The organism is Micromonospora sp. WMMD980 (assembly GCF_029626035.1).
Classification (GTDB): domain Bacteria; phylum Actinomycetota; class Actinomycetes; order Mycobacteriales; family Micromonosporaceae; genus Micromonospora.
In genome coordinates, this window is record NZ_JARUBE010000003.1 from 769,684 (window position 1) to 796,521 (window position 26,838).

Genomic DNA, 26,838 nt, shown 5'->3' on the forward strand with positions numbered 1-26,838 from the left:
GCCGACCGGTGCAGCGACTGGCATGCTGGCTCCCGTGCGGGGTGCCGAATGCCTGACCTGCTGAACTGGCTGCAGGAGCTGTCGCCCCTGCTGATCTACCTGATCGCCGCGACGATCGTCGCGGGCGAGACCGCGGTGATCGTCGGGCTGCTGGTGCCGGGCGAGGCGACCCTGCTGCTGGTCGGCTTCCTAGCGTACGCGGGGACGCTACGGCTCGCCCCCACGCTGCTGGCCATGATGGCCGCCGCCGTGATCGGAGACACACTCGCCTACCGTGCCGGGCGGCGCCACGGCCCCCGGTTGCGTGCCTCCGGGCTCGGCGCCCGGATCGGGCCGCACCGGTGGCGGCGGGCCGAGGAGTTGCTGGACCGGCTGGGCGGGCGGGCCATGCTGGCGGCCCGCTGGGTCGCCTTCGCCCGCACGCTGGCGCCCCGGCTGGCCGGCGGGGCCGGGATGCCGTACCGGCGGTTCGCGCCGTGGAACCTGGCCGGGGTAGCGAGCTGGGTCGGCGGCTCGGTGCTGGCCGGCTACCTGGCCGGCGAGTCGTACGAGCGGGTGTCGAAGCTGCTGGGCCGGGCCACCGGGGCGGTGCTGGTGCTGCTGCTCTGCCTGCTCGGCGTGGTGCTTGCCGGTCGCTGGCTGGGGCGTAACCCGGATCCGGCCCGGGCGTTGGCGACGCGTGCCGGCGCGCTGCCGCCGCTGCGCTGGCTGCGGTCCCGCTACGGGGTGCTGTTCTTCCTGGTCGGCATGCGGGTCGGCCCGGTCTGGACGTTGCTGATCAACCTGGCGCTCGGGCTGGCGTTGCTGTTCGCCGTGGGGCTGGTGGTGGCCGCGGTGCTGGAGGCGGTGGTCCGGCACAGCGGGCTGGGGGTGCTCGACGGGCTGGTCGCCGACTGGTTCGCCGCCCGGCGTACCCCCGGGGTGGCCGACGCGGCGCTGACCGCGGTGTCGGCGCTGCGCGGCTGGGTGCTGATCGCCGCGGTGACCGTGGTGGCGGCGCTGGTGGCCCGGCGGCAGCGACCCTGGCGCGCGGACCTGCTCGGCGTGGTGGGCACGGTCGGCGCGGCCGTGCCGCTGGTGCTGCTGGTGGTGGTCGCCGACCTGACCGGTCCGGGCGGCCCGGACCGGTTGCGGGAGTTGTTCCCCGGCCAGAACGCGGTGGTGACGGCGAGCCTCGGCACACTGGCGTGGCTGCTGGCGCGCGGAGCGCGCTGGCCGGTCGCGGTGGCCGTCTGGACGGTCGCCGCGGCCGGGGTGGTCGCGGTCGCCGGTGCCCGGCTCTACCTGGGCTGGAGCACGGTCACCGGCACCGCCTCGTCGGTGTTGCTGGGGGTCGCCTGGACCACCGTGTTCGTGGTCGCCTGGGCGACGCGGGAGCGGGTGGCGTCGGCCGGCCCACCGACCCCGGCGGACGCCGGTCCGGACGTCGGGGCGGGGCCGCCGCGTCCCCGGGAGCGCCGGCCGGCGTCGCGGGGACCACGATGACCCGTCGATGCCTGTTAGGGTGCGCCGACGGAACCACGGGGAGGTTCGATGCGGCGAGGAGTCGGCCGGTTGGCCGCGGCTGCGGTGATGGCGCTGCTGGCGGCGGGGGCGGTGACCGGGTGCGGCGACGAGGAGCCACCGGATCGCCCGGCGGCGGCGGAACTGCCCACCGAGGCGCCGGTCGAGGAGCCCGCGGCGGCGGACCCCGTCGACGCGCCGGCCGACGCGCCGAGCGAGGAGCCGCCCGGCGTCGCAGCGATGGGTGGCCGGCCCAGTCCCACCGCGTCGGCGAGCGCGAAGCCGCGGCCGAAGCCGTCGCGCACGTCCACCGCGCCGCTGGCGCGGCCGAAGCCGCCGACCGAGACCCGGGTGCCGCCGGCGCCGAAGCCGCCGGCCAGCGGCTGCAAGCCGAGCTACAAGGGCACCAAGGCGAGTCAGAGTCAGGTGAAGAAGGCGTTGACCGACGCCGCGGCGCGCACCTACTGGCCCACCTCCGCGCCGGACATCCGCATCCCGTCGGCCCTGATGAAGGCCACCGCCTGGCAGGAGAGCGGCTGGCAGTCCAACATCTACGCCTGTGACACCGGCGTCGGGCTGATGCAGGTCATGCCGGCCACCGCGGAGTGGATGAACCAGCGGTTCGAGCGGTCGTACGACATCGACGACTATCAGGACAACGCCTATCTGGGCGGCACCTACCTGGCGTGGCTGACCAAGTACATCGGCGACATGTACTTCGAGTCGGACTACCGGCTCGACGCCTCGCTGTGCACCTCGGAGTTGAACTCGTGCCTGCTCAACGCCGTGATCTCGGCGTACAACTTCGGGCACGCCGCGGTCGCCCGGGAGGGGAAGCCGCTGGCGATCCCCAACCCGCAGTACGTCTACAACGTGCGCGAACTGATGACCGGCTGCGAGTGTCTCGCGTTCTGACCGCCCCCGGCCGACGGGTCAGTCCCGGGCGGTGACCGGCTCGGCCGGCGTGCCGGCCGGCTCGGCGGGGGTGTCCGGCTCGCGGGTGATCTTCCCGGGCCACCAGAACCGATCGCCGAGCAGGAACGCCAGCGCGGGCACCAGCACGGTGCGGACCAGCAGCGTGTCCAGCAGCACGCCGACGCAGACGATGATCCCGATCTGGGTGAGCGTGATCAGCGGCAGCACCCCCAGCACCGCGAAGACCGCCGCCAGCAGCACGCCGGCGCTGGTGATGACGCCGCCGGTGACCCGCAGTGCCGACAGCATGCCGTCGCGGGTGCCGGCCCGGCGGGCGTCCTCCCGGGCCCGGGTGACCAGGAAGATGTTGTAGTCGACGCCGAGCGCGACCAGGAACACGAAGGCCAGCAGCAGCACCCCGCTGTCCAGCGCCGGGAAGTCCAGCACGTGGTCGAAGATCAGCCAGGCCGCGCCGAGGCTGGCGAAGAACGACGCGATCACGGTCAGCACCAGCAGCAGCGGGGCCAGCAGGCCGCGTAGCAGCAGCACCAGCACGGCGCCGACGAGCAGCAGGATGATCGGCAGGATCAGTCGCAGGTCCTTGGTGTTGGCCTGGCCCGAGTCGTAGGTGGCGGCGACCGTGCCACCGACCAGTGCGCCGTCGGGTGCGTCGGCGCCGTCGACGGTGGGCGGCGCGGAGTCCGGCACGGCGGCGACCGCGTCGCGCAACGCCACCACCGCGCGGTCGGAGGCAGCGGTGCCGGGCTCGGCGGTGAGCACCACGTCGATCTGGGCGACCCGGTCGCCGGCGGTGCTCGGTCGGGCCGAGGCGACGCCGTCGACCGCGCCGGCCGCGGCGAGGACCGCGGGGGCGGCCTGCGGGTTGGTGAGCACGGCGACCGGTTGGGTGCTGCCGGCCGGGAACGCCCGCGCCAGGGTCTCGGCGCCGGCGACCGCCTCGGGACGCTCCCGGAACTGCTCGGTCTCGGAGAGTCCGGTGCGGATGCCCAGCCCGCCCAGGGCGAGGCCGGCGAGGAGCAGGGTGGCAAGCACCGCGACCGGCAGCGGCCGGCGGACGACCAGTTCGCCGAGGCGGCCCCAGAGCCGGCCCTCGCGGGCGGCGCTGCCCACCTTCGGCACGAACGGCCAGAACAGGCCCCGGCCGAAGAGCACCAGCGCGGCGGGGAGCACGAACAGCGCGGAGAGCATGGCGAAGACCACGCCGATGGCGCAGGCCACCGCGAGCGCCCGGTTGGTCTCCTGCTCGGACAGCAGCAGCGTCAGGACGCCGAGCACGACCGTGCCGCCGCTGGCCAGGATCGGCTCGGCGGTGCGCCGCAGGGCGGCCCGCATGGCGGTGAACCGGTTGTCCTCGCGGCGCAGCTCCTCGCGGTAGCGGGCGATGAGCAGCAGGGCGTAGTCGGTCGCGGCGCCGAAGACCAGCACACTGGCGATGCCGGTGACCTGGCCGCTGGGCAGATAGATGCCCAGCGCGGGCACCACGGTCTCCACCGTGCGCAGGGTGAGCTGCTCGGCGGCGGCGACCACCAGCAGCGGGACGAGCCACAGGAACGGGCTGCGGTAGGTGACGAGCAGCAGCAGCGCCACGACCGCGGCGGTGACCAGCAGCAGCGTGGTGTCGGCGCCCTGGAACACCTTGCTCAGGTCGGCGGTGAAGGCGGGTCCACCGGTGACCTCGACGGTCAGGTCGTCGGGCAGGCCGGCCACGGCGTCGCGGACCTTGACCACCTCGTCGACGACCGCCTGCTGGTCGCCGGCGGTGGACAGCGGCACGGCGACCAGCGCGACCGTGCCGTCCGGGGAGAGCTGGGCGGGGGAGACCCGCCCGCCGACGGCGAGCGCGCCGAGCCTGCCGGTGACGCCGTCGAGCGCGCTGCGGTCCGAGGCGCTGAGCGGTGCCCGGTCGTCCCGGCTCACCACCACCAGGGCGGCCTGGGTGTCGCGGGACGGGAGCTGGTCCTGGAGGCGTTCGACCTGCGTCGACTGCCACTGGACCGACAGGCCGGTGGCCGAGACCGGTTGGGGGTTGTCCGGCTTGGGTAGACCGAACACGACCGCGCCGACGACGAGGGCGGCGACCACGGTCAGCCAGGCGGCCAACCGGCCCCGGGCGACGCGGGTGAACAGCGACATCGGGAGCCTCACATGCCTTCTGCCGGTTGATTCTCGCTAGCCGAGTATCTTGATGAGCGAGATTATCCGGAGAGGCTCTATGCTGCAACCGGATCGGGCAGGGGGGTGGCGGCGAGCGGTGGCGGGGCACGGCATGTACCGGCGACGGGACGACCCGCGCGGGCGGATGGTCGCCGAGATCACCAACGACCTGCGTCGCTACTCCACGGACGCGCAGCACGTCGGGCACGCGTTCGCCGGGCTGCACGGGCTCAACCCGACCGACCTGCAGGCGCTGATCGCGGTGATGGAGGCCGAGCTGGTGGGCGACCCGATCACCCCCGGCCGCCTCGGCGACGTGCTCAACCTCTCGTCCGGGTCGGTCACCGCCCTGGTCGACCGGCTGGAGCGCGCGGGTCACATCCGGCGCGACCGGGACACCGCCGACCGGCGCAAGATCCTGCTGCACTACGCCGACCGGGGCGCCACGCTGGCGCAGAGCTTCTTCGGCCCGCTGGGCCGGCGCACCGACGAGGTGATGGACCGCTTCACCGACGACGAGCTGGCCGTGGTGCACCGGTTCATGAGGGAGATGGTGCGCAGCATGCGCACGCACCGCGACGAGGTGCGCGCCGCCCGGGGCGGCGCCGACCCGGCCGGCGACCGTTGACCGTGCGGCTGGTCACCCGGCTCGCCGCGGCGGCGCTGCGGCTGCCCGCCGCCCGCACCGGCCGGGTCACCCTCACCCGCGACGTCAAGGTGCGGGTCCGCGACGGCACCACCCTGCGCACCGACCACTACGCGCCGGACCTGCCCTGCGCCCCCTGCGTGCTGATCCGCACCCCGTACGGGCGGGGTGGGCCGATGCGGCTGCTCGGCCGGCTGGTCGCCGAGCGCGGTTTCCACGTGGTGATCCAGTCCTGCCGCGGCACGTACGGCTCCGGCGGCGAGTTCGCCCCGCTGGTGCACGAGCGCGACGACGGCCTGGACACCCTCGACTGGCTGCGCCGCCAGCCCTGGTGGACCGGCGCGTTCGGCATGTTCGGCGCCAGCTACCAGGGCTTCGTGCAGTGGGCGGTGGCCGCCGAGGCGGGCGACGAACTGCGGGCGATGGTCGCGGTGGTGACCGCCTCGGCCACCCGCGACTCGACCTACGCGGGTGAGTCCTTCGCGCTGGACACGGTGCTCACCTGGGCGGAGCTGCTCCAGGCGCAGACCGTGCCGTGGCTGGCCCGGCAGTGGGAGCTCAAGCGCGGCCAGCCCCGGCTGGTCCGCGCGCTGACCCACCTGCCGCTGGCCGAGGCGGACCGGGTCGCCACCGGCGTCACGGTGCCGTTCTTCCAGGAGTGGCTGCGCCACCACACGCCGGACGCCGACTACTGGCGGGCCCGGGTCTTCGGCGACCGGATCGCCGAGGTCCGCGCGCCGGTCGCCATGGTCAGCGGCTGGCAGGACATCTTCCTGCCGGCGCAGCTCGACGACTACGCCCGGCTGCGCGCCGCCGGCGCCCGCTCGAGGCTGACCGTCGGCCCGTGGACGCACGGCAGCCCGGGGCTGCTGGTCGAGGCGCTGCGGGAGGGGCTGGACTGGTTCGCCGAGCACCTGGCCGAGCGTGCGGCGCCGCCCCGAGCCCCGGTCCGGGTGCACGTCGGCGGCGCCGGCGGCGGCTGGCGCGACCTGCCGGACTGGCCGCCGCCGGCCGCGCCGACGCGCTGGCACCTGCAACCCGCCGGCGGCCTCACCACCGGGCCGCCGGGCGGCGGCGGGGCGGACCGGATCCGGTACGACCCGGCCGACCCGACCCCCTCGCTGGGCGGGCCGCTGCTGGTGGCCCAGCGGGCGGGCGCGGTGGACAACCGGCCGGTGGAGGCCCGCCCGGACGTGCTGACCTACACCAGCGACCCGGTACGCGAGGCGCTCGAGGTGGTCGGGCCGGTGCACGCCGAGATCCACCTGCGCAGCGAGCTGTCCTACCTGGACGTGTTCGTGCGGCTGTGCGACGTGGACCGGCGTGGTCGCTCCTGGAACGTCTGCGACGGCCTGGTCCGCGTCGAGCCGGGACGTTTCCCGGACGACGGGTCCGGCGTGCTGCGGGTGCCGGTCGCGCTCTGGCCGACGGCCCACCGGTTCGCGCCCGGGCACCGGCTGCGGCTCCAGGTCTCCGGTGGCGCCCACCCGCGCTGGGCGCGTAACCCCGGCACCGGCGAGCCGCTCGGCACTGCCGTCACGCTCCGTGCCGGATGGCGGGAGGTGCTGCACGACCACGCGCACCCGTCCGCGGTGCTGCTGCCGCTCGTAACGGCGTCGTCCACACCGGGCAGATAACCGTAAATATTGGTCCTGACCTGGGCTTTTTCCCCACCGGGAGATACGCTCCAGGTAAGTGCCCGTTGTCGTGCAGTCATCCGGTAGGGCGCGCCGCAGATCTCAGCCCATCACGTGTCGTGACTGCTGGATCCCTGCCGACTATCGATCGGAAAGGGGATCTGTCATGACGTCGGCCCCGGCAAACCTGCTGGCCGTCCGGACCCTGTTGCTCGCCTACCTCAACGTCGACAAGAACGTCGTCCGGGACGCCGACCTCGAGCCGGCGGAGGTCGGCATCGTCGGCGACCCCAGCCACCGGGGCGGCTACCACTGCGGCTCGGACCGGGTCGTCGCGAACGACTACTCGGTGGTGGAGTCCACCCGGGACCGTTCCGGGTTGACGCTCTACGCCTCCGCGCTCGACGTCGGCACGTTCTCGGTCCGCTCCGGCGGAGCCACGCACACGCTGCGGACGTTCTCCACCTGGATGGTGGCGCAGTGCGCGGCGAACGCGGCCGACACCCGGGACATCCGGGAGGTCATCTACTCCGCGGACGGCCGCACCGTGCGGCGGTGGGACCGGCTGGGCAAGCGCACCAGCGGCGACAGCAGTCACCTTTACCACACCCACATCAGCTTCTTCCGCGACTCGACCAAGGCGGGCCGGGACCAGACCCCGCTGTTCCGCCGCTATCTCACCGCGATCGGCCTGATCGCCCCCGCGAAACCGGAGACCGACATGGAACAGACCGACAAGCTCATCCGCAACACCGGCTCGTCCAGCCGTACGGTCGGTGATGTCCTCGCCGACCTGCAGAACCTGCGCAACTGGCTGATCTCGCCGGCCGGCACCACCGGACTGGTCAACCCGCCGGCGTCGAACTCGCCGTTGCAGCAGATGCTGGCGATGCTCCAGGCCTGGCCGGCGCTCGTGGCGCAGGTCAACGAGTTGTCCGGCAAGGACTTCACCGACGAGCAGCAGATCGTCACCGGCGTCCTCGCCGGGCTGCCGCCGGAGAAGATCGCCGAGGCCATCCCGCCGCAGATCGCCCGGGATGTCGCCGACGAGTTGTCCCGGCGGCTCACCGCCTGATCCCGCCCGCGCCGCGACGACTGCAGCGTCGCGGCGCCGGGTCCTCGAAGTTCAGCAAGAACTGTTGCGCAACATCTCTTGCGGATGCAAGACTCAGCCGCATGGATCAGCCGACGGTCAGACAGGTCACCGACTCGCGGGTGCTCGCCGCGCTCGCCCACCCGCTCCGCCGCCGCCTCATGGACGTGCTCAAGGTCTACGGCCCGTGCACCGTGGGCATGCTCGCCGAACGCACCGACCAGTCGCCGGCCAACGTCAGCCACCACCTGAAGGTGCTGGCCGCCGCCGACCTGCTGATCGAGGCGCCCGAGCTGGCCCGCGACCGCCGGGAGCGCTGGTGGAAGACCCGCAACCGTGGGGTGCGCTGGTCCACCACCGACTTCGACGACGACCCGTCCGCCCGGGTGGTGGCCGACGCGGCCGGCTCGCTCAACCTGGAGCGCCACGCCGAGCTGGTGCGGGCCTGGCACGCCGCACCCGAGGAGGCCCACACCGCCTGGGGTGACGGGCCGTTCAGCACCGACCACTGGTTGCACCTGACGCCGGACGAGCTGACCGAGCTCAGCCGCGAGGTGGTCGCCCTCTTCACCCGATGGGCCGACCGTGGTGCCCCCGACGACGGACGGGCCCGCGAGCCCGTCTTCGTGTTCGCCCACGGCGTTCCGGGGCGCCCGTGACCGCCCCGGCCGGCGCGCCCGCGCCGCCCACGGGCGAGCCGCGCGGCGGGTTGGTCCGGCACCGCGACTTCCGGCTGCTCTGGACCGGGCACACCGTCAGCGCCGTGGGCAGCAACATGACCACCGTGGCGTTGCCGCTGGTCGCGGTGGCGGTTCTCGACGCCGGTACGTTCCAGGTGGCGGTGCTGACCGCCGCGGCCTGGCTGCCCTGGCTGCTCGCCGGCCTGCCGGTCGGGGCCCGGGTCGACCGGGTCCGCCGCCGCCCCGTGATGATCGCCGCCGACCTGTCCGCCGCCGCGTTGTTCGCCAGCGTCCCGGTGGCCGCCCTGCTCGACCTGCTCACCGTCGGGCATCTGCTGGCCGTGGCGCTCGGCGCCGGCCTGGCCCGGGTCTTCTTCGAGACCGCCGACCAGGTCTACCTGCCCACCCTGCTGCCACCCGGGCAGGTGCCGGCGGCCAACTCCCGGCTGCACGCCACCCAGACCGCCAGCTATCTGCTCGGCCCCGGGCTGGCCGGCCTGATCGCCCAGCTCGCCGGCGCGGTGACCGCGGTGGCGCTGGACGCGGTGAGCTTCCTCGCCTCGGCGCTGTGCCTGCGCCGCATCCGGGCCGTCGAGCCCCGCCCGCCCCACCCGTCCGCGACCCCGTCGATGCGCCGGGAGGTGGCCGACGTGCTGCGCTTCGTCAGCCGGGATCCGTACCTGCGGGTGCTGACGGTCTTCGGCGCCGCCAGCAACATCGGGCTCACCGGCTACCAGGCGGTGCTCGTGGTCTTCTTGGTCCGCTCGGCGGACCTGCCGGCCGGCCTGGTCGGCCCCCTGATCGGCCTGGCCAGCCTCGGCGGCGTCATCGGGGCGGCCCTCGCCGCCCGGCTGGCCCGCCGGGTCGGCACCGCCCGCGCGCTGCTGCTCGCCGGCGCGCTCACCGGCCCGCCCGCGCTGCTGATCCCGCTCGCCGGCCCGGGCGCGCGGGCGGCCTGGCTGGTGCTCGGCGGCGTGCTGGTGAGCCTGGGCGTCGCGATCGGCAACGTGGTCAAGGGCAGCTTCCGGCAGACCTACACGCCGCATCGGCTGCTCGGCCGGGTCACCGTCAGCATGCAACTGCTCAACTACGGCACCATCCCGCTCGCCGCCCTGGCGGCCGGGGCGCTGGGCGCCGCCTGGGGACCGGCCGGCGCGATCCGGGTGATGACCGCGTGGCTGGCGTTGACGCCGCTGATCCTGCTGGTCGGACCGCTAAGACGGCGGCGTGACCTGCCGGCGGTGGCGTCTGTCGGATAGCGCGCTGCGGCGGCGGTCGGAACCCGACCGCCGCCACCGGCACATCGTCACATCGGACGAACGTTGTCCGCCTGCGGGCCCTTCTGGCCCTGCGTCACCTCGAACTCGACCTTCTGGCCCTCGTTGAGCTCGCGATACCCACCGCTCTGGATGGCCGAGTAGTGGACGAACACGTCCGGGCCTCCGCCGTCCTGCTCGATGAAGCCGAAGCCCTTTTCCGAGTTGAACCACTTGACCGTGCCGGTTGCCATGCGTCTCTCCCTGTTCAATGCGGGTGATCACCGACCCGCGGCCGGTGATCGCCCTGTACCTCCCCGACAGTAACCGCCCGGACCCGGATCCGCTGGCGGAAGTGCCGGCGTGGCTCGCGAATACTGCCGAGTCGGAAATGCCACCGACGGCCGCCGAGGCACGGCATGCTTGCCCCGATGAGCACAACTGCGGCGTTGACCGACCTGGAACGGGAGATCACGGCGCCCGGGGCAGGCCCGGACCGCCTGCGCCTGATGGCCACGCCGTTCGTGCCCGAGGTGCGGCTGCACCTGGCCGAGGACGCCATCCTGTGGTGGGCGCGGATGGAGGCCGCGGTCGGGCGGTCGCTCCCGCCGCCATACTGGGCCTCCGTCTGGGCCGGTGGGCAGGCGCTCGCCCGGCACCTGCTCGACCACCCCGACCTCGTCGCCGGCCGCCGTGTGCTCGACCTGGCCGCCGGCTCGGGACTGGTGGCCATCGCCGCCGCGCTGGGCGGCGCCGGTGAGGTGGTCGCCAACGACGTCGACCCGTACGCGCTGGCCGCGGTGACCGTCAACGCCCGGGCGAACCGGGTCCGGGTGACCGCCGACGGCGCCGACCTGCTCGACGGCGTGGCGGGCGTCGACCTGCTGGTGGCCGGCGACGCCCTCTACGACGCCGCGCTGGCCGCCCGGGTGCTGCCCTACCTGCGGCGTTGCGCCGATCGGGGCATGGAGGTGCTGGTCGGCGACCCGGACCGGGGTCATCTGCCGCCGGACGGGCTGGAACTGGTGGCCAGCTATCCGGTGCCGACCACCGAGCCCGCCGTCGACTCCCCGGTGCGTCGGGTGCAGGTGCTGCGTCCGCGCTGACTCTCGGGGATCCTCCGGATGCGGCCTGGGGGGCGTGTGGGGGATCACGCCCGATGTCCCCGGTGGCCGATCGGGCATAGCGTGCCAGGCATGACGGATCTCCTCGCCCAGTTCGGGCAGCTGCCCACCACGCTGCTGATGGGGCTGCTGGGCGTGGTGATGCTCGCCGACGCCGTACCCCTGCTCGGGGTGTTGGTGCCCGGCGACGCCGCGGTCCTCGCCGCGGTCGGCACGGGCCGGCCGGTCGGTGGGGTGGCGGCGGTCGCGGCCGTGGTCGCCGGCTGCCTGGCCGGCTGGTCGTTGAGCTTCCTCGCCGGGCGGCTCTGGGGCGGCCGGCTGCGGCGTGGCCGGCTGGGCGGCTGGATCGGCGAATCCCGCTGGGCGGCCGCGGAGACGCTGCTGCGCCGCGGCGGCGGGCGGATCGTCCTGGTGGCGCCGTTCCTGCCGGTGTTCAACGCGCTGCTGCCGCTGGCGGCCGGCGGGCTGCGGATGCCGTACCGGCGGTTCGTCGCCTGCGCGGCGCTCGGCGCCACGGCCTGGGCCGGGCTCTACGTGGCGCTCGGGCTGGCCGCGCGGACGCTGACCGGGCTGCTGCCCGGCGCCCCCGACCCGACGGTGCTCACCATGGCGGTCGGTCTGCTGCTCGCCGGCCCGGTGCTGCTCGGCACCCGGCGCCGGCTGCGCGCGGTGACCGGTTGAGCGGTCCGGGCCCGGCCGCCACGGGGGAGGCCGGGCCCGGCGCGTTCACCAGCCGCGCGCCCGCCACTGCGGCACGGCGGACCGCTCGGCGCCGATGGTGCTGTCCTTGCCGTGGCCGGGATAGAACCAGGTCTCGTCCGGCAGCCGGTCGAAGAGTTTGGCCTCGACGTCGTCGATGAGCGGGCCGAACCGTTCCGGGTCCTGGTCGGTGTTGCCCACGCCACCAGGAAAGAGTGAGTCACCGGTGAACAGGTGCGGGGTGCCGGCCGGGTCGCGGTAGAGCAGCGCGATCGAGCCCGGGGTGTGCCCGCGCAGGTGGATCACCTCCAGCGCGCAGTCGCCGACGGTGACCGTGCCGCCCTCGCGCAGCGTCTCGGTGGCGATCGGCAGGCCCTCGGCGTCGTCGGCGTGCGCCAGCGTGCGGGCGCCGGTCTTGGCGACGACCTCCTCCAGCGCCACCCAGTGGTCCATGTGGCGGTGGGTGGTGACCACGGTGGCCAGCCCGCCGTCGCCGATCAGCTCCAGCAGGCGGGGCGCCTCGTTCGCGGCGTCGATCAGCAACTGCTCGCCGGTGCCGTGGCAGCGCAGCAGGTAGGCGTTGTTGTCCATCGGGCCCACCGACAACTTGGTGACGGTGAGCCGGTCGAGCTCGCGCACGGCCGGCGGGCCGCCGGGCGTGACGTCTCCGGTGTAGGTCATGACGATGTTCAGATCCATTCTGGTGGGTTCGGCAGGGGGCCGTCGGGGTCGACGGTGAGCAACTCGCCCGGGCCCCGGCCGGTCAGCCAGGCGGCGAGTTCCGGCGCGGGGCCGGTGACCGTGGGCGCCCCCTCGGGATCGCCCACGACGATGTCGCGCCCGGCGCCGTCGACCCGCAGCACCATGGCCGGCGCCTGCGGGTTGTCGGCCAGCCCGGCCGTCACCTCGTGCAGCAGCCGGTGGGCGAACGCGGCCGGCCAGTCCGCCGGCCGGTAGCCGGTCGCCAGGTCGACGTGGTGCACCTCGACCTCGCGCAGCCGGCCCCAGACCAGCAGCGCCGCCGGCCACGGGCCGCGCCGGGCCTGCACCGTCGCGCCCCACGCCTCGGCCGGCATCGCCGCCACCGCCGCGTCGAAACGCTGGCCGCCGCGGCGCAGGTCGTCCAGCAGGTCGGCGGGGCCCCGGCCGGCGCCCGCCTCGATGTCGGCGTTACGCGCCTCGACCGAGGCGTACATCGGGATCGGCTCGCCGGTGCGCGCGGCGGTGAGCAGGTTGACGAACCCGTCGGCGTTGCGGGCCAGGTGGGTGAGCACGTGCGCGCGGGTCCAGCCCGGCAGCAGCGACGGCGCCGCGACGTCCGCGGCGGTCAGGCCGGTCACGGTACGCAGCAGCCGGTCGTTGGCCTCGGCCAGCTCGCCGGTCAACAGCAGGGGATCAGTCGTCATCGGGTTCGACAGTAGCGGGCCACGCCCCGGCGCGCCCGGGGTGGAAATCGCTTTCGGCGCGTCGGCGCGCACCCTACCGTCGGTGCCGACGACAGCGGGTCGCGGCGCCGGGAGGGAGGTGGTGGGCATGCCGGTCGCAGCGCGTGTGTTCCGCCCCGATTCCCCACCACACGATGAGGACATCATGACCCTCGACCTGACCGCCCTCGGCTGGGACGCCGACTGGGCGACCCACCTCGATCGACGCGCCGACCACCGACCCGGGCGGGTGGCCCGGGTGGACCGCGGCGTGTGCACCGTGCTGCGGCCCGAGGGTCCGGTGCGGGCTAGCCTCGGCGGCCGTGTGCTCGCCGCCGCGGCCCGCGACCTGACCGCGCTGCCCTGCGCCGGCGACTGGGTGCTGCTGGCGACCTGGCCGGACGGCCCGGTCACCGTGGAGGCGGTGCTGCCCCGGCGTGCCGCGCTGGTGCGGCGCACGGCCGGCAAGGACGCCAGCGGCCAGGTCCTGGCCGCCAACCTCGACGCCGCCGCGGTGGTCGAGCCGGTCCACCCGGCGCCGGACGCCGCCCGCATCGAGCGCCTGCTCTCCCTGGTCCACGAGTCCGGGGCCGAGCCGCTGGTGGTGCTGACCAAGGCCGACCTGGCGGCGGATCCGGCCGCGGTGGCCCGGCAGTTGACCGAGCTGGCCCCGGGGGTGCCGGTGCTGCCGGTCAGCGCCGAACGGGGCACCGGCCTGGCGCCGCTGCGCCGGCAGGTGGCTCCCGGGCGCACGCTCGGCCTGCTCGGGCCGTCCGGCGCCGGCAAGTCGAGCCTGGTCAACGCGCTGGCCGGGGCGGAGGTGATGCCCACCCAGGCGATCCGCCGGGTCGACGGCAAGGGCCGGCACACCACCACCTGGCGGGCGCTGGTGCCGGTGCCGGGCGGGGGAGCGGTGCTGGACACCCCGGGGGTACGCGCGGTCGGCCTGCTCGACGGCGCGGTCGGCCTGGACCGGGCGTTCGCCGACATCGCCGAGCTGGCGGCCGGCTGCCGCTACGCCGACTGCGCGCACGACGCCGAGCCGGGCTGCGCGGTGCGGGACGCGCTGGACCGCGGTGAGCTGCCGGCGCGCCGATGGGAGAGCTGGCGGCGGTTGCAGCGGGAGGTCGCGTACGAGAGCGGGCGGCGGGCGGCCCGGCTGGCCGCCGAGCGGCGGGGCGGCTGGCGCGGTGGGCGGCGGCGCACCGGGCGCCCGGCCACCCCGCCGGCTCCCGGCGCGTTCTGAGCTGGGGGAATGTGCGCGCCACGGAAGTTGTCACACCCCGGGGCTAGAGTTGCCGGGGCGCTTTCCTGCGCATTGCCGCTATGGGAAACCGCTCAGACAACTCGTGAAAAACAGACTTCGCCTCACATTCTTCCGGGAGCACACGCACCGTGGCCGACCGTCTGATCATCCGTGGCGCGCGCGAGCACAACCTGCGTGACGTCAGTCTCGACCTGCCCCGGGACGCCCTGATCGTCTTCACCGGGCTGTCCGGGTCGGGCAAGTCGAGCCTGGCGTTCGACACCATCTTCGCCGAGGGGCAGCGCCGCTACGTCGAGTCGCTGTCGTCGTACGCCCGGCAGTTCCTCGGCCAGATGGACAAGCCCGACGTCGACTTCATCGAGGGCCTCAGCCCCGCGGTCTCCATCGACCAGAAGTCCACCTCGCGCAACCCGCGCTCCACCGTCGGCACCATCACCGAGGTCTACGACTACCTGCGCCTGCTCTTCGCCCGCATCGGCGAGCCGCACTGCCCGATCTGCGGCGAGCGGATCTCCAAGCAGAGCCCGCAGCAGATCGTCGACCGGGTGCTCGCCATGCCCGAGGGCACCAGGTTCATGGTGCTCGCGCCGGTGGTGCGTGGCCGCAAGGGCGAATACGTCGACCTCTTCGCCGAGCTCCAGGCCAAGGGCTACGCGCGGGCCCGGGTCGACGGCGTGGTGCACCCGCTCACCGAGCCGCCGAAGCTCAAGAAGCAGGAGAAACACACCATCGAGGTGGTGATCGACCGGCTCAGCGTCAAGAAGAGCGCCAAGCAGCGGCTCACCGACTCGGTCGAGGCCGCGCTCGGCCTCTCCAGCGGCCTGGTGCTGCTCGACTTCGTCGACCTGCCGGAGGACGACCCGGCCCGGGAGCGCCGCTACTCCGAGCACCTGGCCTGCCCGAACGACCACCCGCTGGCGATCGAGGACCTGGAACCCCGGGTCTTCTCCTTCAACGCGCCCTACGGCGCCTGCCCGGAGTGCACCGGCCTCGGGACCAAGAAGGAGGTCGACCCCGAACTGGTCATCCCCGACCCGGAGCGCACCCTGCGCGAGGGCGCGGTCCAGCCCTGGGCCACCGGGCACAACCTGGAATACTTCCTGCGCCTGCTGGAGGCGCTCGGCGAGGCCGAGCACTTCGACGTCGACACGCCGTGGCGGGCGCTGCCGTCGCGGGCGCAGAAGACGATCCTGCACGGTTCGGACGACCAGGTGCACGTGCGCTACCGCAACAAGTACGGCCGCGAGCGCTCCTACTACACCGGCTTCGAGGGCGTGGTGCAGTGGATCGAGCGCCGGCACACCGACACCGAGTCGGAGTGGTCCCGCGACAAGTACGAGGGCTACATGCGGGACGTGCCCTGCGCGGCGTGCGGCGGCGCGCGGCTCAAGCCGGAGGTGCTCGCGGTCACCCTGGCCGGCAAGAGCATCGCCGAGGTCTGCAACCTCTCCGTCGGCGAGGCGGCCGACCTGCTCGCCGGCATCGAGCTGACCGACCGGCAGAAGATGATCGCCGAGCGCGTGCTCAAGGAGATCAACGCCCGGCTGAAGTTCCTGCTCGACGTCGGCCTGGACTACCTCTCCCTGGACCGGCCGGCCGGCACGCTCTCCGGCGGCGAGGCGCAGCGCATCCGGCTCGCCACCCAGATCGGCTCCGGCCTGGTCGGTGTGCTCTACGTGCTCGACGAGCCGTCGATCGGGCTGCACCAGCGCGACAACCACCGGCTGATCGAGACGCTGCTGCGGCTGCGCGGGCTGGGCAACACGCTGATCGTGGTCGAGCACGACGAGGACACCATCCGGGTGGCCGACTGGATCGTCGACATCGGCCCCGGCGCGGGCGAGCACGGCGGCAAGATCGTGCACAGCGGCTCGGTGCCGGCGCTGCTCGACAACGACGAGTCGGTCACCGGCGCCTACCTGGCCGGGCGCAAGGCCATCCCGACCCCGGCCACCCGCCGGCCGCACACGCCGGGGCGGGAGCTGGTGGTGCACGGCGCGCGCGAGCACAACCTGCGCAACCTCACCGTGAGCTTCCCGCTCGGCCAGCTCATCGCGGTCACCGGGGTCAGCGGCTCGGGCAAGTCGACGCTGGTCAACGACATCCTCTACACGGTGCTCGCCAACCAGATCAACGGCGCCCGGCTGGTGCCCGGCCGGCACACCCGGATCACCGGCCTGGAGCACGTCGACAAGGTCGTCGGCGTCGACCAGTCGCCGATCGGGCGCACCCCGCGCTCCAACCCGGCCACCTACACCGGCGTCTGGGACCACGTCCGCAAGCTCTTCGCCGAGACCACCGAGGCCAAGGTCCGGGGGTACGGTCCGGGCCGCTTCTCGTTCAACGTCAAGGGCGGGCGCTGCGAGGCGTGCTCCGGCGACGGCACCATCAAGATCGAGATGAACTTCCTGCCGGACGTCTACGTCCCGTGCGAGGTGTGCAAGGGCGCGCGCTACAACCGCGAGACGCTCGAGGTGCACTACAAGGGCCGCACCGTGGCCGAGGTGCTGGACATGCCGATCGAGGAGGCGGCCGAGTTCTTCTCCGCCATCCCGGCCATCCACCGGCACCTGAAGACGCTCGTCGACGTCGGGTTGGGCTACGTGCGGCTCGGCCAGCCCGCGCCGACGCTCTCCGGCGGTGAGGCGCAGCGCGTGAAGCTCGCCTCCGAGTTGCAGAAGCGCTCCACCGGCCGGACGGTCTACGTGCTCGACGAGCCCACCACGGGCCTGCACTTCGAGGACATCCGCAAGCTGCTGATGGTGCTGGAGGGTCTGGTCGACAAGGGCAACACGGTGATCACCATCGAGCACAACCTCGACGTGATCAAGACGGCCGACTGGCTGATCGACATGGGGCCCGAGGGTGGTCACCGGGGCGGCACGGTGCTCGCCACCGGCACCCCGGAGGAGGTCGCCGAGGTGCCGGAGAGTCACACCGGCGAGTTCCTGCGGCCGATCCTCAAGCTGGCCGGCGCGGCCAAGGGCGCCAAGGCGGCCACCACCCGGGCGGCCAAGGCCAACGGTGCCACGAAGCCGCGGACCCGCAAGGTGCCGGCCGGGGTGCGCTGACCGACGCGTACCGTCGGGCGGGCCGGTCGTCCGGCCGGCCCGCGCCGGTGCCCGTTTCGTGACGCGTCAGTATGAACCGCGCGCCACGCTGATGCGTGTACCGCAGTGTGGCCACGGATCGTGGATCGGTGGCGACAGCCGAGAGAAAGGCCGGAGATGAGTGATGATCAGGGGCTGACCGGGCCGGTCACCCAGAGCCGGCGGGCCCTGCTCGCGGGCGTCGGCGCGGTCGGCGCGGCCGTGGTGCTCGCCGGCTGCGGCGACGACGACGCGGTCCCGGGAGCGGCGCCGACCAGCGGTGGACCCGCCGGCGCGAGCGCCACCGGCGACGCCGGCGGCGGCAACCGGGACAGCAGCGGTCCGCTGGCCCGCACCACCGACATCCCGGTCGGTGGCGGCGCGGTGTACGCCAGCAAGGGCGTCGTGATCACGCAGCCGGAGGCCGGCCAGTTCAAGGCGTTCGACCCGATCTGCACGCACCAGGGGTGCCCGGTGTCGAACGTCGACGGCGGCACCATCAACTGCACCTGCCACAACAGCCGGTTCTCGATCGCCGACGGCTCGGTGAAGGCGGGCCCGGCCACCAAGCCGTTGGCGGCGAAGGAGATCAAGGTCGAGGGCGACCAGATCGCGCTGGCCTGACCGCACGCGCCGCCGCCGTCCGCCGCCCTCAGGGCGGGTGCGGCGGCGGCCGGGTGTCGGGGGTGCGGACTAGGCTTGACCCGTGGCTGACCCCTCGACCTACCGTCCCGCGACCGGCACCATTCCGGAGTCTCCAGGGGTCTACCGCTTCCGCGACGGCACCGGCCGGGTGATCTATGTCGGCAAGGCGCGCAACCTGCGCAGCCGGCTCAACTCCTACTTCGCCGACCCGGTCAACCTGCACCAGCGCACCCGGCAGATGGTCTTCACCGCCGAGTCGGTCGACTGGATCACCGTGGCCACCGAGGTGGAGGCGCTCCAGCAGGAATACACCTGGATCAAGCAGTACGACCCCCGGTTCAACGTCCGCTACCGCGACGACAAGTCCTACCCCTACCTGGCGGTCACCCTCGACGAGGAATACCCCCGCCTGCAGGTGATGCGTGGCGCGAAGCGCAAGGGCGTGCGCTACTTCGGGCCCTACTCGCACGCCTGGGCCATCCGCGAGACGCTCGACCTGCTGCTGCGCGTCTTCCCGGCGCGCACCTGCTCATCCGGGGTGTTCAAGCGCGCCGGTCAGGTCGGCCGGCCCTGCCTCCTGGGCTACATCGGCAAGTGCTCGGCGCCGTGCGTCGGCACGGTGAGCGCCGAGCGCCACCGGGAGATCGTCGACGGCTTCTGCGACTTCATGGCCGGCCGCACCGACACCATGGTCCGCCGGCTGGACAAGGACATGCGCGAGGCCAGCGAGCAGTTGGAGTTCGAGCGGGCCGCCCGGCTGCGCGACGACGTGGCCGCGCTGCGCCGGGCCATGGAGAAGCAGACCGTGGTGCTCGGCGACGGCACCGACGCCGACGTGGTGGCGTTCGCCGACGACCCGCTCGAAGCCGCGGTGCAGGTCTTCCACGTCCGCGACGGTCGGGTGCGCGGCCAGCGCGGCTGGGTGGTGGAGAAGACCGAGGAGCTGACCACCGGCGACCTCGTGCACCACTTCTGCACCCAGGTCTACGGCGGCGAGCAGGGCGAGGCCGACGTCCCCCGGGAGTTGCTCGTCCCCGAGCTGCCCGCCGACGCCGACGCGCTGGCCGACTGGCTCTCCACCCGGCGGGGCAGCCGGGTGTCGCTGCGGGTGCCGCAGCGGGGCGACAAGCGGTCGCTGCTGGAAACCGTCGAGCGCAACGCCAGGGACGCGCTGACCCGGCACAAGCTCAAGCGCGCCGGTGACCTGACGACCCGCGGCCAGGCCCTCGACGAGATCGCCGACGCGCTCGCCATGCGCACCTCGCCGCTGCGCATCGAGTGCTACGACGTCTCCCAGATCCAGGGCACCGACGTGGTCGCCAGCATGGTCGTCTTCGAGGACGGGTTGCCCCGCAAGAGCGAATACCGGCGATTCATCGTGCGCGGCGCCACCGACGACCTCTCCGCCATGTCCGAGGTGCTGCGTCGGCGGTTCGCCCGCTACCTCGACGCGCGGGCCGAGACCGGCGAGCTGGGCGAGGAGACCGCCGCGGACCCCGACCGCCCCGGCATCGACCCGACGACCGGTCGGCCGCGCCGGTTCGCCTACCCGCCGCAGCTGGTGGTGGTCGACGGTGGCCCGCCCCAGGTGGCCGCCGCCGCGAAGGCGCTGACCGAGCTGGGCATCGACGACGTGGCGCTGTGCGGGCTGGCCAAACGGCTGGAGGAGGTCTGGCTGCCCGACGACGACTACCCGGTCATCCTGCCGCGCACCTCCGAGGCGCTCTACCTGCTGCAACGCGTCCGCGACGAGGCCCACCGCTTCGCCATCACGTTCCACCGCCAGCGGCGCTCCAAGCGGATGACCGAGTCCGCGCTGGACAACGTGCCCGGGCTCGGCGAGGTCCGGCGCAAGGCGCTGCTGCGGCACTTCGGCTCGCTCAAGCGGCTCTCCGCGGCCACCGTGGAGGAGATCACCGAGGTGCCCGGCGTGGGCCGGCGTACGGCCGAGGCCATCCTCGCCGCCCTCGACAGCGATCCGGCGAAGACGCCGTCCTGATCACGGCCGTGGTGGACCCCGGCGCCTACCCTGGCACCTGTCCGTCCTGCTGCTCTGTTGCCTGCTGCCGACCGTCGCGGCCGTAGCCGGCGGGTTCTGGGCGCTCCGCCGCTCCGCCGCTCCCGCAGTCGCCGTTGACCGCAACGGCGCGCCGAGGCGGGCACCGACCGCGTCCCCGGCTCACCCCGCACGGTGCGTAACGGCTCCCGAGTGGTGTGTACTTTTGCGCGGTATACCTCAGGGTCATAAATTTGCCTCTGAGGTATGTCGCTCTCAGGGCTACTTCTTCTCCGGCGGCGACACGCCCGAGAGCCTCGAGGACCCCACCCCGACCGTCGGTGAGGTTTGTCCGGTCGCGGGCGGTTTGGGGCGTGGTCGGCGCCACCGTCAGGATGGAATCGGTGCGGGGGGCGGGGCGTTATACCTGGCAGACCGCGTGGAGCCCGGCCCCGCCGGGCAGCCCGGTTGACCGGGCACCGGCCGGCGTGGGAATGACCGGGCACCGGCCGTCGTTACACCCCCGGAGCCGCCGAGCAGGCCACAGGCCGGCGCCGGCTCCCGGGCCCCCGAGCAGGCCATCCGCCGCCGGGCCCACCCCCCAAACCTTTCCCCCGCACGTCGGCGCCCCCTCGGGCGCCCGCGTGATCCCCCAACCCCCCTTTGGGAGGCAACCATCATGGCTACCACCCTGCTGCGTAAGACCGTGCTGACCGCTGCCGGTATCGCCGCCACCGCCGGTGGCGTCGCCGGACCCGCCATCGCCGCGCACGCCGCCCCCACCGAGCGCGCCGCGGTTGTCGCCGACCGCAAGGGCCACGGCGAACGGGAACTCGACGTGCGCTACGAGGCGCAGCCCAACTTCTACTTCTGCGGCCCCGCCGCGGCCCGCAACGCCCTGTCCGTGCAGGGCAAGAACATCGACGTCGACGCCATGGCCAAGGAGATGGGCATCACCGAGAACGGCACCAACAGCATCAACGACATCACCCCGGTGCTGAACAAGGAGACCGGCCGCAAGGACGCCTACAAGTCGGTCGAGATCCGCAGCCCGAAGGCCGACGACAAGCAGACCGACACCCTGCGCGCCGACATCGTGCGCACGGTCGACAACGGCCGCGCGGTCGTGGCCAACATCGCCGGCACCGCCACCGACACCGACGGCACCACCCACTCCTTCGAGGGCGGGCACTACCTCAGCGTCATCGGCTACCGCGACGACGGCCACACCGTCACCATCGCCGACAGCGCCAACCCGAACATGGCCTCCTACCGGATGAGCGTCGACAACCTCGCCGACTGGATCGCCACCCGCGGCTACAGCACCAGCTGACAACCACACACGAAAGGGCCCGACCCCCAACCACGGGGTCGGGCCCTTTCGTGTGTCCGACCAGGACCTCGGCTCGACGAGGCCCGGCACCGGACCGCCGCGACCGTGGCGAGCCGGAGGGCGAGCCCTCGGCTCAGCCCTCCGCGAGGACGGCGAGGATCCCGTCGCCGTACTTGGCGAGCTTGTTCTCGCCCACGCCGCTGAAGCGGGACAGCTCGGCCAGCGACGTCGGCGGCTCGGCGGCGATCTGGCGCAGCGTCGCGTCGTGGAAGACCACGTACGCCGGTACGCCCTGTTCCTTGGCGGTCGCCGCCCGCCAGGCGCGCAACCGCTCGAAGACGCCGGCGGCGGCCGGGGAGAGGTCCGCGACGACGGTGGCCGACCCGCGCGGCTTCGCCGACCGGCCGGACAGCGGGCGCTCCGGCTCCTTGCGCAGGGTGACCGTGCGCCGCCGGCCGAGCACGTCGGCGCTGTTCTCGGTCAGCGCCAGCGTGCCGTAGTCGCCCTCCACCGCGAGCAGGCCCTCGGCGAGCAGCTGCCGCACCACCCCGCGCCACTCGACGTCGCGGAGGTCGGTGCCGATGCCGAACGTGCTCAACGCGTCGTGGCCGTGCTGGTCGATCTTGTCGGTGTGCTTGCCGAGCAGGATGTCGATGCTGTGCCCGGCACCGAATCGCTGGTTGCGTTCCCGGTCGAGCCGGTAGACGGTGGAGAGCAGCTTCTGCGCGGCCACCGTGCCGTCCCAGGACTCCGGCGGGTCGAGGCAGGTGTCGCAGTTGCCGCAGTTGGCCGCCCCGGTCTCACCGAAGTAGTCGAGAAGCTGGGCGCGGCGGCAGCGGACCGTCTCGCAGAGCGCCAGCATGGCGTCGAGGTGGGCGGCGAGGTTGCGCCGGTGCGCCAGGTCGCCCTCCGACGTGTCGATCATCTTGCGTTGCTGCACCACGTCCTGGAGCCCGTACGCCAGCCAGGCCGTGGACGGCAGCCCGTCCCGCCCGGCGCGGCCGGTCTCCTGGTAGTAGCCCTCGACCGACTTGGGCAGGTCGAGGTGGGCGACGAAGCGCACGTCGGGCTTGTCGATGCCCATGCCGAACGCGATGGTGGCCACCATGACCAGCCCGTCCTCGCGCAGGAAGCGCTGCTGGTTCCGCGCGCGGGTGCCCGCGTCCAGGCCGGCGTGGTAGGGCAGCGCCGGGATGCCGTTGGCGACCAGGAACTCGGCGGTCTTGTCCACCGAGGCCCGGGACAGGCAGTAGACGATGCCGGCGTCGCCCGGGTGCTCGTCGCGCAGCAGGCTCAGCAGTTGCCGGCGCGGCTCCCGCTTGGGCACGATCCGGTATTGGATGTTGGGCCGGTCGAAGCTGGCCACGAAGTGCCGGGCGTCGGTGAGCTGGAGGCGGGTGGCGATCTCGGTGCGGGTGGCCCGGGTCGCGGTGGCGGTCAGCGCGATCCGCGGCACCTGCGGCCAGCGCTCGTGCAGCATCGACAGGTTGAGGTAGTCGGGGCGGAAGTCGTGCCCCCACTGGGAGACGCAGTGCGCCTCGTCGATCGCGAACAGGCCGATCTTTCCGCGTTCCAGCAGGCCCAGGGTGGACCGCACGGCCAGCCCTTCCGGCGCCAGGTAGAGCAGGTCCAGGTCGCCGGCCAGGTAGGCCGCCTCGACCCGGCGCCGCTCGCCCGGGTCCTGGGTCGAGTTGAGGAACCCGGCCCGCACGCCCACCGCGGTGAGCGCGTCGACCTGGTCCTGCATGAGCGCGATCAGCGGCGAGACGACCACCGCCACGCCGTCGCGGACCAGCGCCGGGATCTGGTAGCAGAGCGACTTGCCGCCGCCGGTGGGCATGAGCACCAGCGCGTCGCCGCCGGCCACCACGTGCTCGATGATGTCCTGCTGGACGCCGCGGAAGGCGTCGTAGCCGAAGACCCGGCGCAGCACGCCCAGCGCGTCGGAGGTCCGCTGCTCGGTGGGGGAGACCATCCGCGCAGTCTACGAGCGCCCGCCGACGACGCCGCGCCCCGAGCGGCCGCGTGGCGGGGTCCGGGACCACGACGAATCGGGCAACCGGCTGTTCCGGTGGTCACCCCGTGGAATCCCGGGCCGGGTCGCAGCCGTTAGAGTCGGCGACTGACCATGCGCGGCCGATCGGCTGCGGCGCCACGGCTGGGGGTAGCGGGTGAGCGAGGCGCGAACGGCGGAGGGCCTGGTGCCGACCGACGCGGAGACGGCGGAGGGACGACCGGCGCCGGCGGAGGCGGAAACCTCCCTGGTGGTGGTGACCGGCCTCTCCGGCGGTGGCCGCAGCACGGTGGCCCGGGCGTTGGAGAACGTCGGTTACTACGTGGTCGACAACCTGCCCCAGGCGCTCCTGCTGGACATGGCCGAGCTGGCGTCCAAGGCCGGCGGCGCGGCCCGGCGTACGGCGATGGTGCTCGACGTGCGCTCCCGCGCCTTCTCCACGGACCTGGCCGGCGCGATCCGGGAGCTGCGCGAGCGGGGCTTCTCGCCCCGGGTGGTCTTCGTCGACGCCGACGACGAGGTGCTGATCCGCCGGTTCGAGAGCGTGCGCCGCTCGCACCCGTTGCAGGGCGACGGGCGGCTGGCCGACGGCATCGCGGTCGAGCGGACGCTGCTGGAGGAGGCCCGGGAGCAGGCCGACGTGATCATCGACACCAGCCACCTGAACGTCAACCAGCTCCGCCGCCGGGTGGAGGAGCTGTTCGGCGGGGAGGACGCCCGCCGGCTGCGGATCACCGTGCTGTCGTTCGGTTTCAAGTACGGCCTCCCGCCGGACGCCGACTTCGTGATGGACGCCAGGTTCCTGCCCAACCCGTACTGGGTGCCGGAGCTGCGCGAGCACACCGGGCGCGAGGAGGCGGTCAGCGCGTACGTGCTGGGTCAGGAGGGCGCCGACGCGTTCGTCGCCGGGTACGCCGACCTGGTCAACGCCACCACCGCGGGTTTCGAGCGGGAGGGCAAGCGTTACCTGACGGTGGCGGTCGGCTGCACCGGCGGCAAGCACCGCAGCGTCGCGATCGCCGAGGAGTTGGCCGTCCGGCTGCGCGCCTCCGGCATCGCCGCCAACCCGCAGCACCGGGACCTGGGGCGGGAGTGACCCCGACCAGGGTGGTCGCGTTCGGTGGCGGCCACGGCCTCTCGGCGTCCCTGCGGGCGCTGCGGCACTGCGTACCCGGACTTGACCTGGACATCACCGCGGTGGTCACGGTCGGCGACGACGGCGGCTCCAGCGGCCGGTTGCGCGCCGAGCGCGGTGGCCTGCCCCCGGGCGACCTGCGACAGGCGCTGGTCGCGCTCTCCGGTGACCATCCGGCGACCCGGCGCAGCGCGGCGCTGTTCCAGCACCGCTTCGCCGCCGCCGCGCCGGTGCCGACGCTGGGCGCGCCGGCTCCGGACAGCGGCGCGGGCGATCCGCTGGCCGGCCACGCGGTGGGCAACCTGCTGCTGCACGGGCTGACCGAGCTGCTCGGCGACCCGGTGGCGGCGCTCGACCACGCCGGCGCGATGCTCGGCGCGGTCGGCCGGGTGCTGCCGATGTCCCGCCAGCCGGTGGGGATCGAGGCCCAGGTCCGCGGCGCCGACCCGGCCCGCCCGGACGAGGTGCGCACGCTGCGCGGGCAGCACCAGGTGGCGGTCACCACGGGCATTGTGGAGTCGCTGCGGCTGACCCCGGCCGCGCCGGCCGCTTGCGCCGAGGCGGTGACCGCGGTACGCGCAGCCGACTGGCTCATCTTCGGGCCGGGCAGCTGGTACACCAGTGTGTTGCCGCACCTGCTGGTGCCCGGCCTGGCCGACGCGATCGTCTCCAGCCCGGCGCGCCGGCTGGTGACGCTGAACCTGGTGGCCGAGAAGGAGACGTCCGGGCTGTCCCTGCCCGACCATCTGGACACCCTGCGGCGCTATCTGCCCGAGTTGAAGGTGGACATGGTGCTGGCCGACTCCACGGCGGTGGGTGACCCCGTGGCGGTCGAACGTGCGGCAGAATCGCTGGGTGCCCGGCTGGTCCTCGCCCCCGTCGCCGTCACCGACGGCACACCCCGTCATGATCCGGCCGCACTCGGCGCCGCACTGGTGCCTGTCCTGGGCGCCGATCGTTAGACACGTACGTAATCACCGGCGACACGCCGGAACCGGTCCTGAGGGGGCGCTGGAATGGCGATGACGGCTGCGGTCAAGGACGAGCTGAGTCGGGTCGACGTGCCCAAGCCCTGCTGCCGCCGGGCGGAGATGGCCGCCCTGCTGCGCTTCGCTGGCGGCCTGCACATCGTGTCGGGGCGCGTGGTGGTCGAGGCGGAGCTGGACACCGGCGCGGTGGCCCGCCGGCTGCGGCGGGAGATCGCCGAGGTCTACGGCTATCCGAGCGAGATCCACGTGCTCGCCTCGGGCGGCCTGCGCAAGGGCAGCCACTTCATCGTGCGGGTGGTCAAGGACGGCGAGGCGCTGGCCCGGCAGACCGGCCTGCTGGACGTGCGGGGCCGCCCGGTGCGGGGCCTGCCGCCGCACGTGGTGGCCGCCAACGTCTGCTGCGCGGTCTCGGCCTGGCGGGGCGCGTTCATGGCGCACGGCTCGCTGACCGAGCCGGGCCGCTCCAGCGCCTTGGAGATCACCTGCCCGGGGCCGGAGTCGGCGCTCGCGCTGGTCGGCGCCGCCCGCCGGATCGGCATCACCGCCAAGAACCGTGAGGTGCGCGGCGTGGACCGGGTGGTGGTGAAGGACGGCGACGCGATCGCCGCGCTGCTCACCCGCATCGGCGCGCACTCCAGCGTGCTGGCCTGGGAGGAGCGTCGGGTCCGCCGCGAGGTGCGCGCGACCGCCAACCGGCTGGCCAACTTCGACGACGCGAACCTGCGCCGCTCGGCGCGCGCGGCGGTGGCCGCCGCCGCCCGGGTGACCCGGGCGCTGGAGATCCTCGCCGACGACGCGCCCAACCACCTGACCTCGGCCGGGCGGCTGCGGCTGGAGCACCGCCAGGCGTCGCTGGAGGAGCTGGGCGCGCTCGCCGAGCCGCCGCTGACCAAGGACGCCATCGCCGGCCGGATCCGCCGGCTGCTCGCGCTCGCCGACAAGCGGGCCCGTGACCTCGGCATCCCGGATACCGAAGCGGCAGTCACGCCGGACATGCTCGTGGTCTGATAGGACGCAGGGGCGCCGTCGCGCGACCGGGATCACCACCCGGCGCAGCGCGCCGCCACGCGCTCGGATAGGGTCGCTGCGTACGGCAAGGGGGCCGGCACAGGCACCCCGTACCGTCCTCACCGCCTCGGGCGGTCAGGTCCCCACGGACCGCGCGGCGGGGTGGCCGAGATGAACCGACGACGGCCGGCTCCAACGGTCGGCGAACAC

22 protein-coding genes are annotated in these 26,838 nt (G+C 73.7%); 17 read left to right on the forward strand and 5 right to left on the reverse strand.

Annotated features, from left to right (window positions below):
* Window positions 1-48: 48 nt before the first annotated feature.
* Window positions 49-1,485, forward strand: a complete 1,437-nt coding sequence (locus tag O7618_RS04120) for a DedA family protein (protein WP_278104616.1) — start codon at window positions 49-51, stop codon at window positions 1,483-1,485.
* Window positions 1,486-1,533: 48 nt separating this feature from the next.
* Window positions 1,534-2,418 carry a transglycosylase SLT domain-containing protein gene (locus O7618_RS04125; RefSeq protein WP_278104617.1) on the forward strand — a complete coding sequence of 295 codons (885 nt, stop codon included), beginning with the start codon at window positions 1,534-1,536 and terminating at the stop codon, window positions 2,416-2,418.
* Between the two features lie 18 nt (window positions 2,419-2,436).
* Here O7618_RS04125 and O7618_RS04130 read toward each other — a convergent pair whose 3' ends face one another.
* A complete protein-coding gene (locus tag O7618_RS04130) occupies window positions 2,437-4,572 on the reverse strand; it encodes an MMPL family transporter (protein ID WP_278104618.1) in 2,136 nt (711 codons plus the stop codon).
* Between the two features lie 133 nt (window positions 4,573-4,705).
* On the opposite strand from O7618_RS04130, the gene O7618_RS04135 reads away from it, so the two are divergent.
* The 5 genes from O7618_RS04135 to O7618_RS04155 all read left to right on the forward strand — a co-directional run bounded on the left by O7618_RS04135 (window position 4,706) and on the right by O7618_RS04155 (window position 9,908).
* Window positions 4,706-5,221 (forward strand): MarR family transcriptional regulator, encoded by a 516-nt coding sequence (locus O7618_RS04135; RefSeq protein ID WP_278104620.1) that lies wholly within the window; start codon window positions 4,706-4,708, stop codon window positions 5,219-5,221.
* Window positions 5,218-6,876 carry a CocE/NonD family hydrolase gene (locus tag O7618_RS04140; RefSeq protein ID WP_278104621.1) on the forward strand — a complete coding sequence of 553 codons (1,659 nt, stop codon included), beginning with the start codon at window positions 5,218-5,220 and terminating at the stop codon, window positions 6,874-6,876. The genes O7618_RS04135 and O7618_RS04140 overlap by 4 nt, the downstream gene beginning before the upstream one ends.
* Before the next feature lie 166 nt (window positions 6,877-7,042).
* Complete coding sequence (locus tag O7618_RS04145) at window positions 7,043-7,951, forward strand: hypothetical protein (RefSeq protein ID WP_278104622.1); 909 nt, start codon at window positions 7,043-7,045, stop codon at window positions 7,949-7,951.
* 101 nt (window positions 7,952-8,052) lie between these two features.
* The gene (locus O7618_RS04150; protein WP_278104623.1) at window positions 8,053-8,628 is read left to right on the forward strand and encodes a metalloregulator ArsR/SmtB family transcription factor; all 576 of its coding nucleotides are present in this window, start codon (window positions 8,053-8,055) and stop codon (window positions 8,626-8,628) included.
* Entirely contained in the window at window positions 8,625-9,908 is a 1,284-nt protein-coding gene (locus O7618_RS04155) for an MFS transporter (protein WP_278104624.1), read from the forward strand. Before O7618_RS04150 ends, O7618_RS04155 begins: the two co-directional genes overlap by 4 nt.
* A 47-nt stretch (window positions 9,909-9,955) precedes the next feature.
* On the opposite strand, the gene O7618_RS04160 is transcribed toward O7618_RS04155, so the two are convergent.
* On the reverse strand, window positions 9,956-10,159 hold the full coding sequence (locus O7618_RS04160; protein ID WP_091059998.1) for a cold-shock protein: 204 nt from the start codon (window positions 10,157-10,159) through the stop codon (window positions 9,956-9,958).
* 177 nt (window positions 10,160-10,336) lie between these two features.
* Here O7618_RS04160 and O7618_RS04165 point away from each other — a divergent pair, with 177 nt between their 5' ends.
* Both O7618_RS04165 and O7618_RS04170 read left to right on the forward strand, forming a co-directional pair.
* Window positions 10,337-11,011 carry a 50S ribosomal protein L11 methyltransferase gene (locus O7618_RS04165; RefSeq protein ID WP_278104625.1) on the forward strand — a complete coding sequence of 225 codons (675 nt, stop codon included), beginning with the start codon at window positions 10,337-10,339 and terminating at the stop codon, window positions 11,009-11,011.
* A gap of 90 nt (window positions 11,012-11,101) precedes the next feature.
* The gene (locus O7618_RS04170; RefSeq protein WP_278104626.1) at window positions 11,102-11,710 is read left to right on the forward strand and encodes a VTT domain-containing protein; all 609 of its coding nucleotides are present in this window, start codon (window positions 11,102-11,104) and stop codon (window positions 11,708-11,710) included.
* Window positions 11,711-11,755: 45 nt separating this feature from the next.
* Here O7618_RS04170 and O7618_RS04175 read toward each other — a convergent pair whose 3' ends face one another.
* Both O7618_RS04175 and O7618_RS04180 read right to left on the reverse strand, forming a co-directional pair.
* Window positions 11,756-12,409 carry an MBL fold metallo-hydrolase gene (locus tag O7618_RS04175; protein ID WP_278104627.1) on the reverse strand — a complete coding sequence of 218 codons (654 nt, stop codon included), beginning with the start codon at window positions 12,407-12,409 and terminating at the stop codon, window positions 11,756-11,758.
* 8 nt (window positions 12,410-12,417) lie between these two features.
* Complete coding sequence (locus O7618_RS04180) at window positions 12,418-13,134, reverse strand: maleylpyruvate isomerase family mycothiol-dependent enzyme (protein WP_278104628.1); 717 nt, start codon at window positions 13,132-13,134, stop codon at window positions 12,418-12,420.
* A gap of 184 nt (window positions 13,135-13,318) precedes the next feature.
* Here O7618_RS04180 and rsgA point away from each other — a divergent pair, with 184 nt between their 5' ends.
* The 5 genes from rsgA to O7618_RS04205 all read left to right on the forward strand — a co-directional run bounded on the left by rsgA (window position 13,319) and on the right by O7618_RS04205 (window position 21,482).
* Window positions 13,319-14,398: a ribosome small subunit-dependent GTPase A gene (gene rsgA, locus O7618_RS04185; protein WP_278104629.1), complete on the forward strand. Its 1,080-nt coding sequence runs from the start codon at window positions 13,319-13,321 to the stop codon at window positions 14,396-14,398.
* Window positions 14,399-14,547: 149 nt separating this feature from the next.
* Window positions 14,548-17,490: an excinuclease ABC subunit UvrA gene (gene uvrA / locus O7618_RS04190; protein ID WP_278104630.1), complete on the forward strand. Its 2,943-nt coding sequence runs from the start codon at window positions 14,548-14,550 to the stop codon at window positions 17,488-17,490.
* 156 nt (window positions 17,491-17,646) lie between these two features.
* Entirely contained in the window at window positions 17,647-18,132 is a 486-nt protein-coding gene (locus O7618_RS04195; protein ID WP_278104631.1) for a Rieske (2Fe-2S) protein, read from the forward strand.
* Between the two features lie 82 nt (window positions 18,133-18,214).
* A complete protein-coding gene (gene uvrC / locus O7618_RS04200; RefSeq protein WP_278104632.1) occupies window positions 18,215-20,152 on the forward strand; it encodes an excinuclease ABC subunit UvrC in 1,938 nt (645 codons plus the stop codon).
* A gap of 676 nt (window positions 20,153-20,828) precedes the next feature.
* A complete protein-coding gene (locus O7618_RS04205; protein WP_278104633.1) occupies window positions 20,829-21,482 on the forward strand; it encodes a C39 family peptidase in 654 nt (217 codons plus the stop codon).
* A gap of 133 nt (window positions 21,483-21,615) precedes the next feature.
* Here the strand turns inward: O7618_RS04205 and recQ are convergent, their stop codons facing one another.
* Complete coding sequence (gene recQ, locus O7618_RS04210; protein ID WP_278104634.1) at window positions 21,616-23,457, reverse strand: DNA helicase RecQ; 1,842 nt, start codon at window positions 23,455-23,457, stop codon at window positions 21,616-21,618.
* Between the two features lie 226 nt (window positions 23,458-23,683).
* On the opposite strand from recQ, the gene rapZ reads away from it, so the two are divergent.
* The 3 genes from rapZ to whiA are packed head-to-tail and all read left to right on the forward strand — an operon-like array spanning window position 23,684 to window position 26,628.
* A complete protein-coding gene (rapZ, locus tag O7618_RS04215; protein ID WP_278109905.1) occupies window positions 23,684-24,592 on the forward strand; it encodes an RNase adapter RapZ in 909 nt (302 codons plus the stop codon).
* Window positions 24,589-25,593 carry a uridine diphosphate-N-acetylglucosamine-binding protein YvcK gene (gene yvcK, locus O7618_RS04220; protein ID WP_278104635.1) on the forward strand — a complete coding sequence of 335 codons (1,005 nt, stop codon included), beginning with the start codon at window positions 24,589-24,591 and terminating at the stop codon, window positions 25,591-25,593. The genes rapZ and yvcK overlap by 4 nt, the downstream gene beginning before the upstream one ends.
* 54 nt (window positions 25,594-25,647) lie before the next feature.
* The gene (gene whiA, locus O7618_RS04225) at window positions 25,648-26,628 is read left to right on the forward strand and encodes a DNA-binding protein WhiA (RefSeq protein ID WP_018788213.1); all 981 of its coding nucleotides are present in this window, start codon (window positions 25,648-25,650) and stop codon (window positions 26,626-26,628) included.
* The last annotated feature ends 210 nt before the right edge of the window (window positions 26,629-26,838 follow it).

What these genes read in the sequence shown, in the direction of transcription:
- O7618_RS04120 (WP_278104616.1), top strand. Translation starts at nt 49, where the DNA reads ATGCCTGACCTGCTGAACTGGCTGCAGGAGCTGTCGCCCCTGCTGATC.
- O7618_RS04125 (WP_278104617.1), top strand. Translation starts at nt 1,534, where the DNA reads ATGCGGCGAGGAGTCGGCCGGTTGGCCGCGGCTGCGGTGATGGCGCTG.
- O7618_RS04130 (WP_278104618.1), bottom strand. Translation starts at nt 4,572, where the DNA reads ATGTCGCTGTTCACCCGCGTCGCCCGGGGCCGGTTGGCCGCCTGGCTG.
- O7618_RS04135 (WP_278104620.1), top strand. Translation starts at nt 4,706, where the DNA reads ATGTACCGGCGACGGGACGACCCGCGCGGGCGGATGGTCGCCGAGATC.
- O7618_RS04145 (WP_278104622.1), top strand. Translation starts at nt 7,043, where the DNA reads ATGACGTCGGCCCCGGCAAACCTGCTGGCCGTCCGGACCCTGTTGCTC.
- O7618_RS04150 (WP_278104623.1), top strand. Translation starts at nt 8,053, where the DNA reads ATGGATCAGCCGACGGTCAGACAGGTCACCGACTCGCGGGTGCTCGCC.
- O7618_RS04160 (WP_091059998.1), bottom strand. Translation starts at nt 10,159, where the DNA reads ATGGCAACCGGCACGGTCAAGTGGTTCAACTCGGAAAAGGGCTTCGGC.
- O7618_RS04165 (WP_278104625.1), top strand. Translation starts at nt 10,337, where the DNA reads ATGAGCACAACTGCGGCGTTGACCGACCTGGAACGGGAGATCACGGCG.
- O7618_RS04170 (WP_278104626.1), top strand. Translation starts at nt 11,102, where the DNA reads ATGACGGATCTCCTCGCCCAGTTCGGGCAGCTGCCCACCACGCTGCTG.
- O7618_RS04175 (WP_278104627.1), bottom strand. Translation starts at nt 12,409, where the DNA reads ATGACCTACACCGGAGACGTCACGCCCGGCGGCCCGCCGGCCGTGCGC.
- O7618_RS04180 (WP_278104628.1), bottom strand. Translation starts at nt 13,134, where the DNA reads ATGACGACTGATCCCCTGCTGTTGACCGGCGAGCTGGCCGAGGCCAAC.
- rsgA (WP_278104629.1), top strand. Translation starts at nt 13,319, where the DNA reads ATGACCCTCGACCTGACCGCCCTCGGCTGGGACGCCGACTGGGCGACC.
- O7618_RS04195 (WP_278104631.1), top strand. Translation starts at nt 17,647, where the DNA reads ATGAGTGATGATCAGGGGCTGACCGGGCCGGTCACCCAGAGCCGGCGG.
- O7618_RS04205 (WP_278104633.1), top strand. Translation starts at nt 20,829, where the DNA reads ATGGCTACCACCCTGCTGCGTAAGACCGTGCTGACCGCTGCCGGTATC.
- recQ (WP_278104634.1), bottom strand. Translation starts at nt 23,457, where the DNA reads ATGGTCTCCCCCACCGAGCAGCGGACCTCCGACGCGCTGGGCGTGCTG.
- whiA (WP_018788213.1), top strand. Translation starts at nt 25,648, where the DNA reads ATGGCGATGACGGCTGCGGTCAAGGACGAGCTGAGTCGGGTCGACGTG.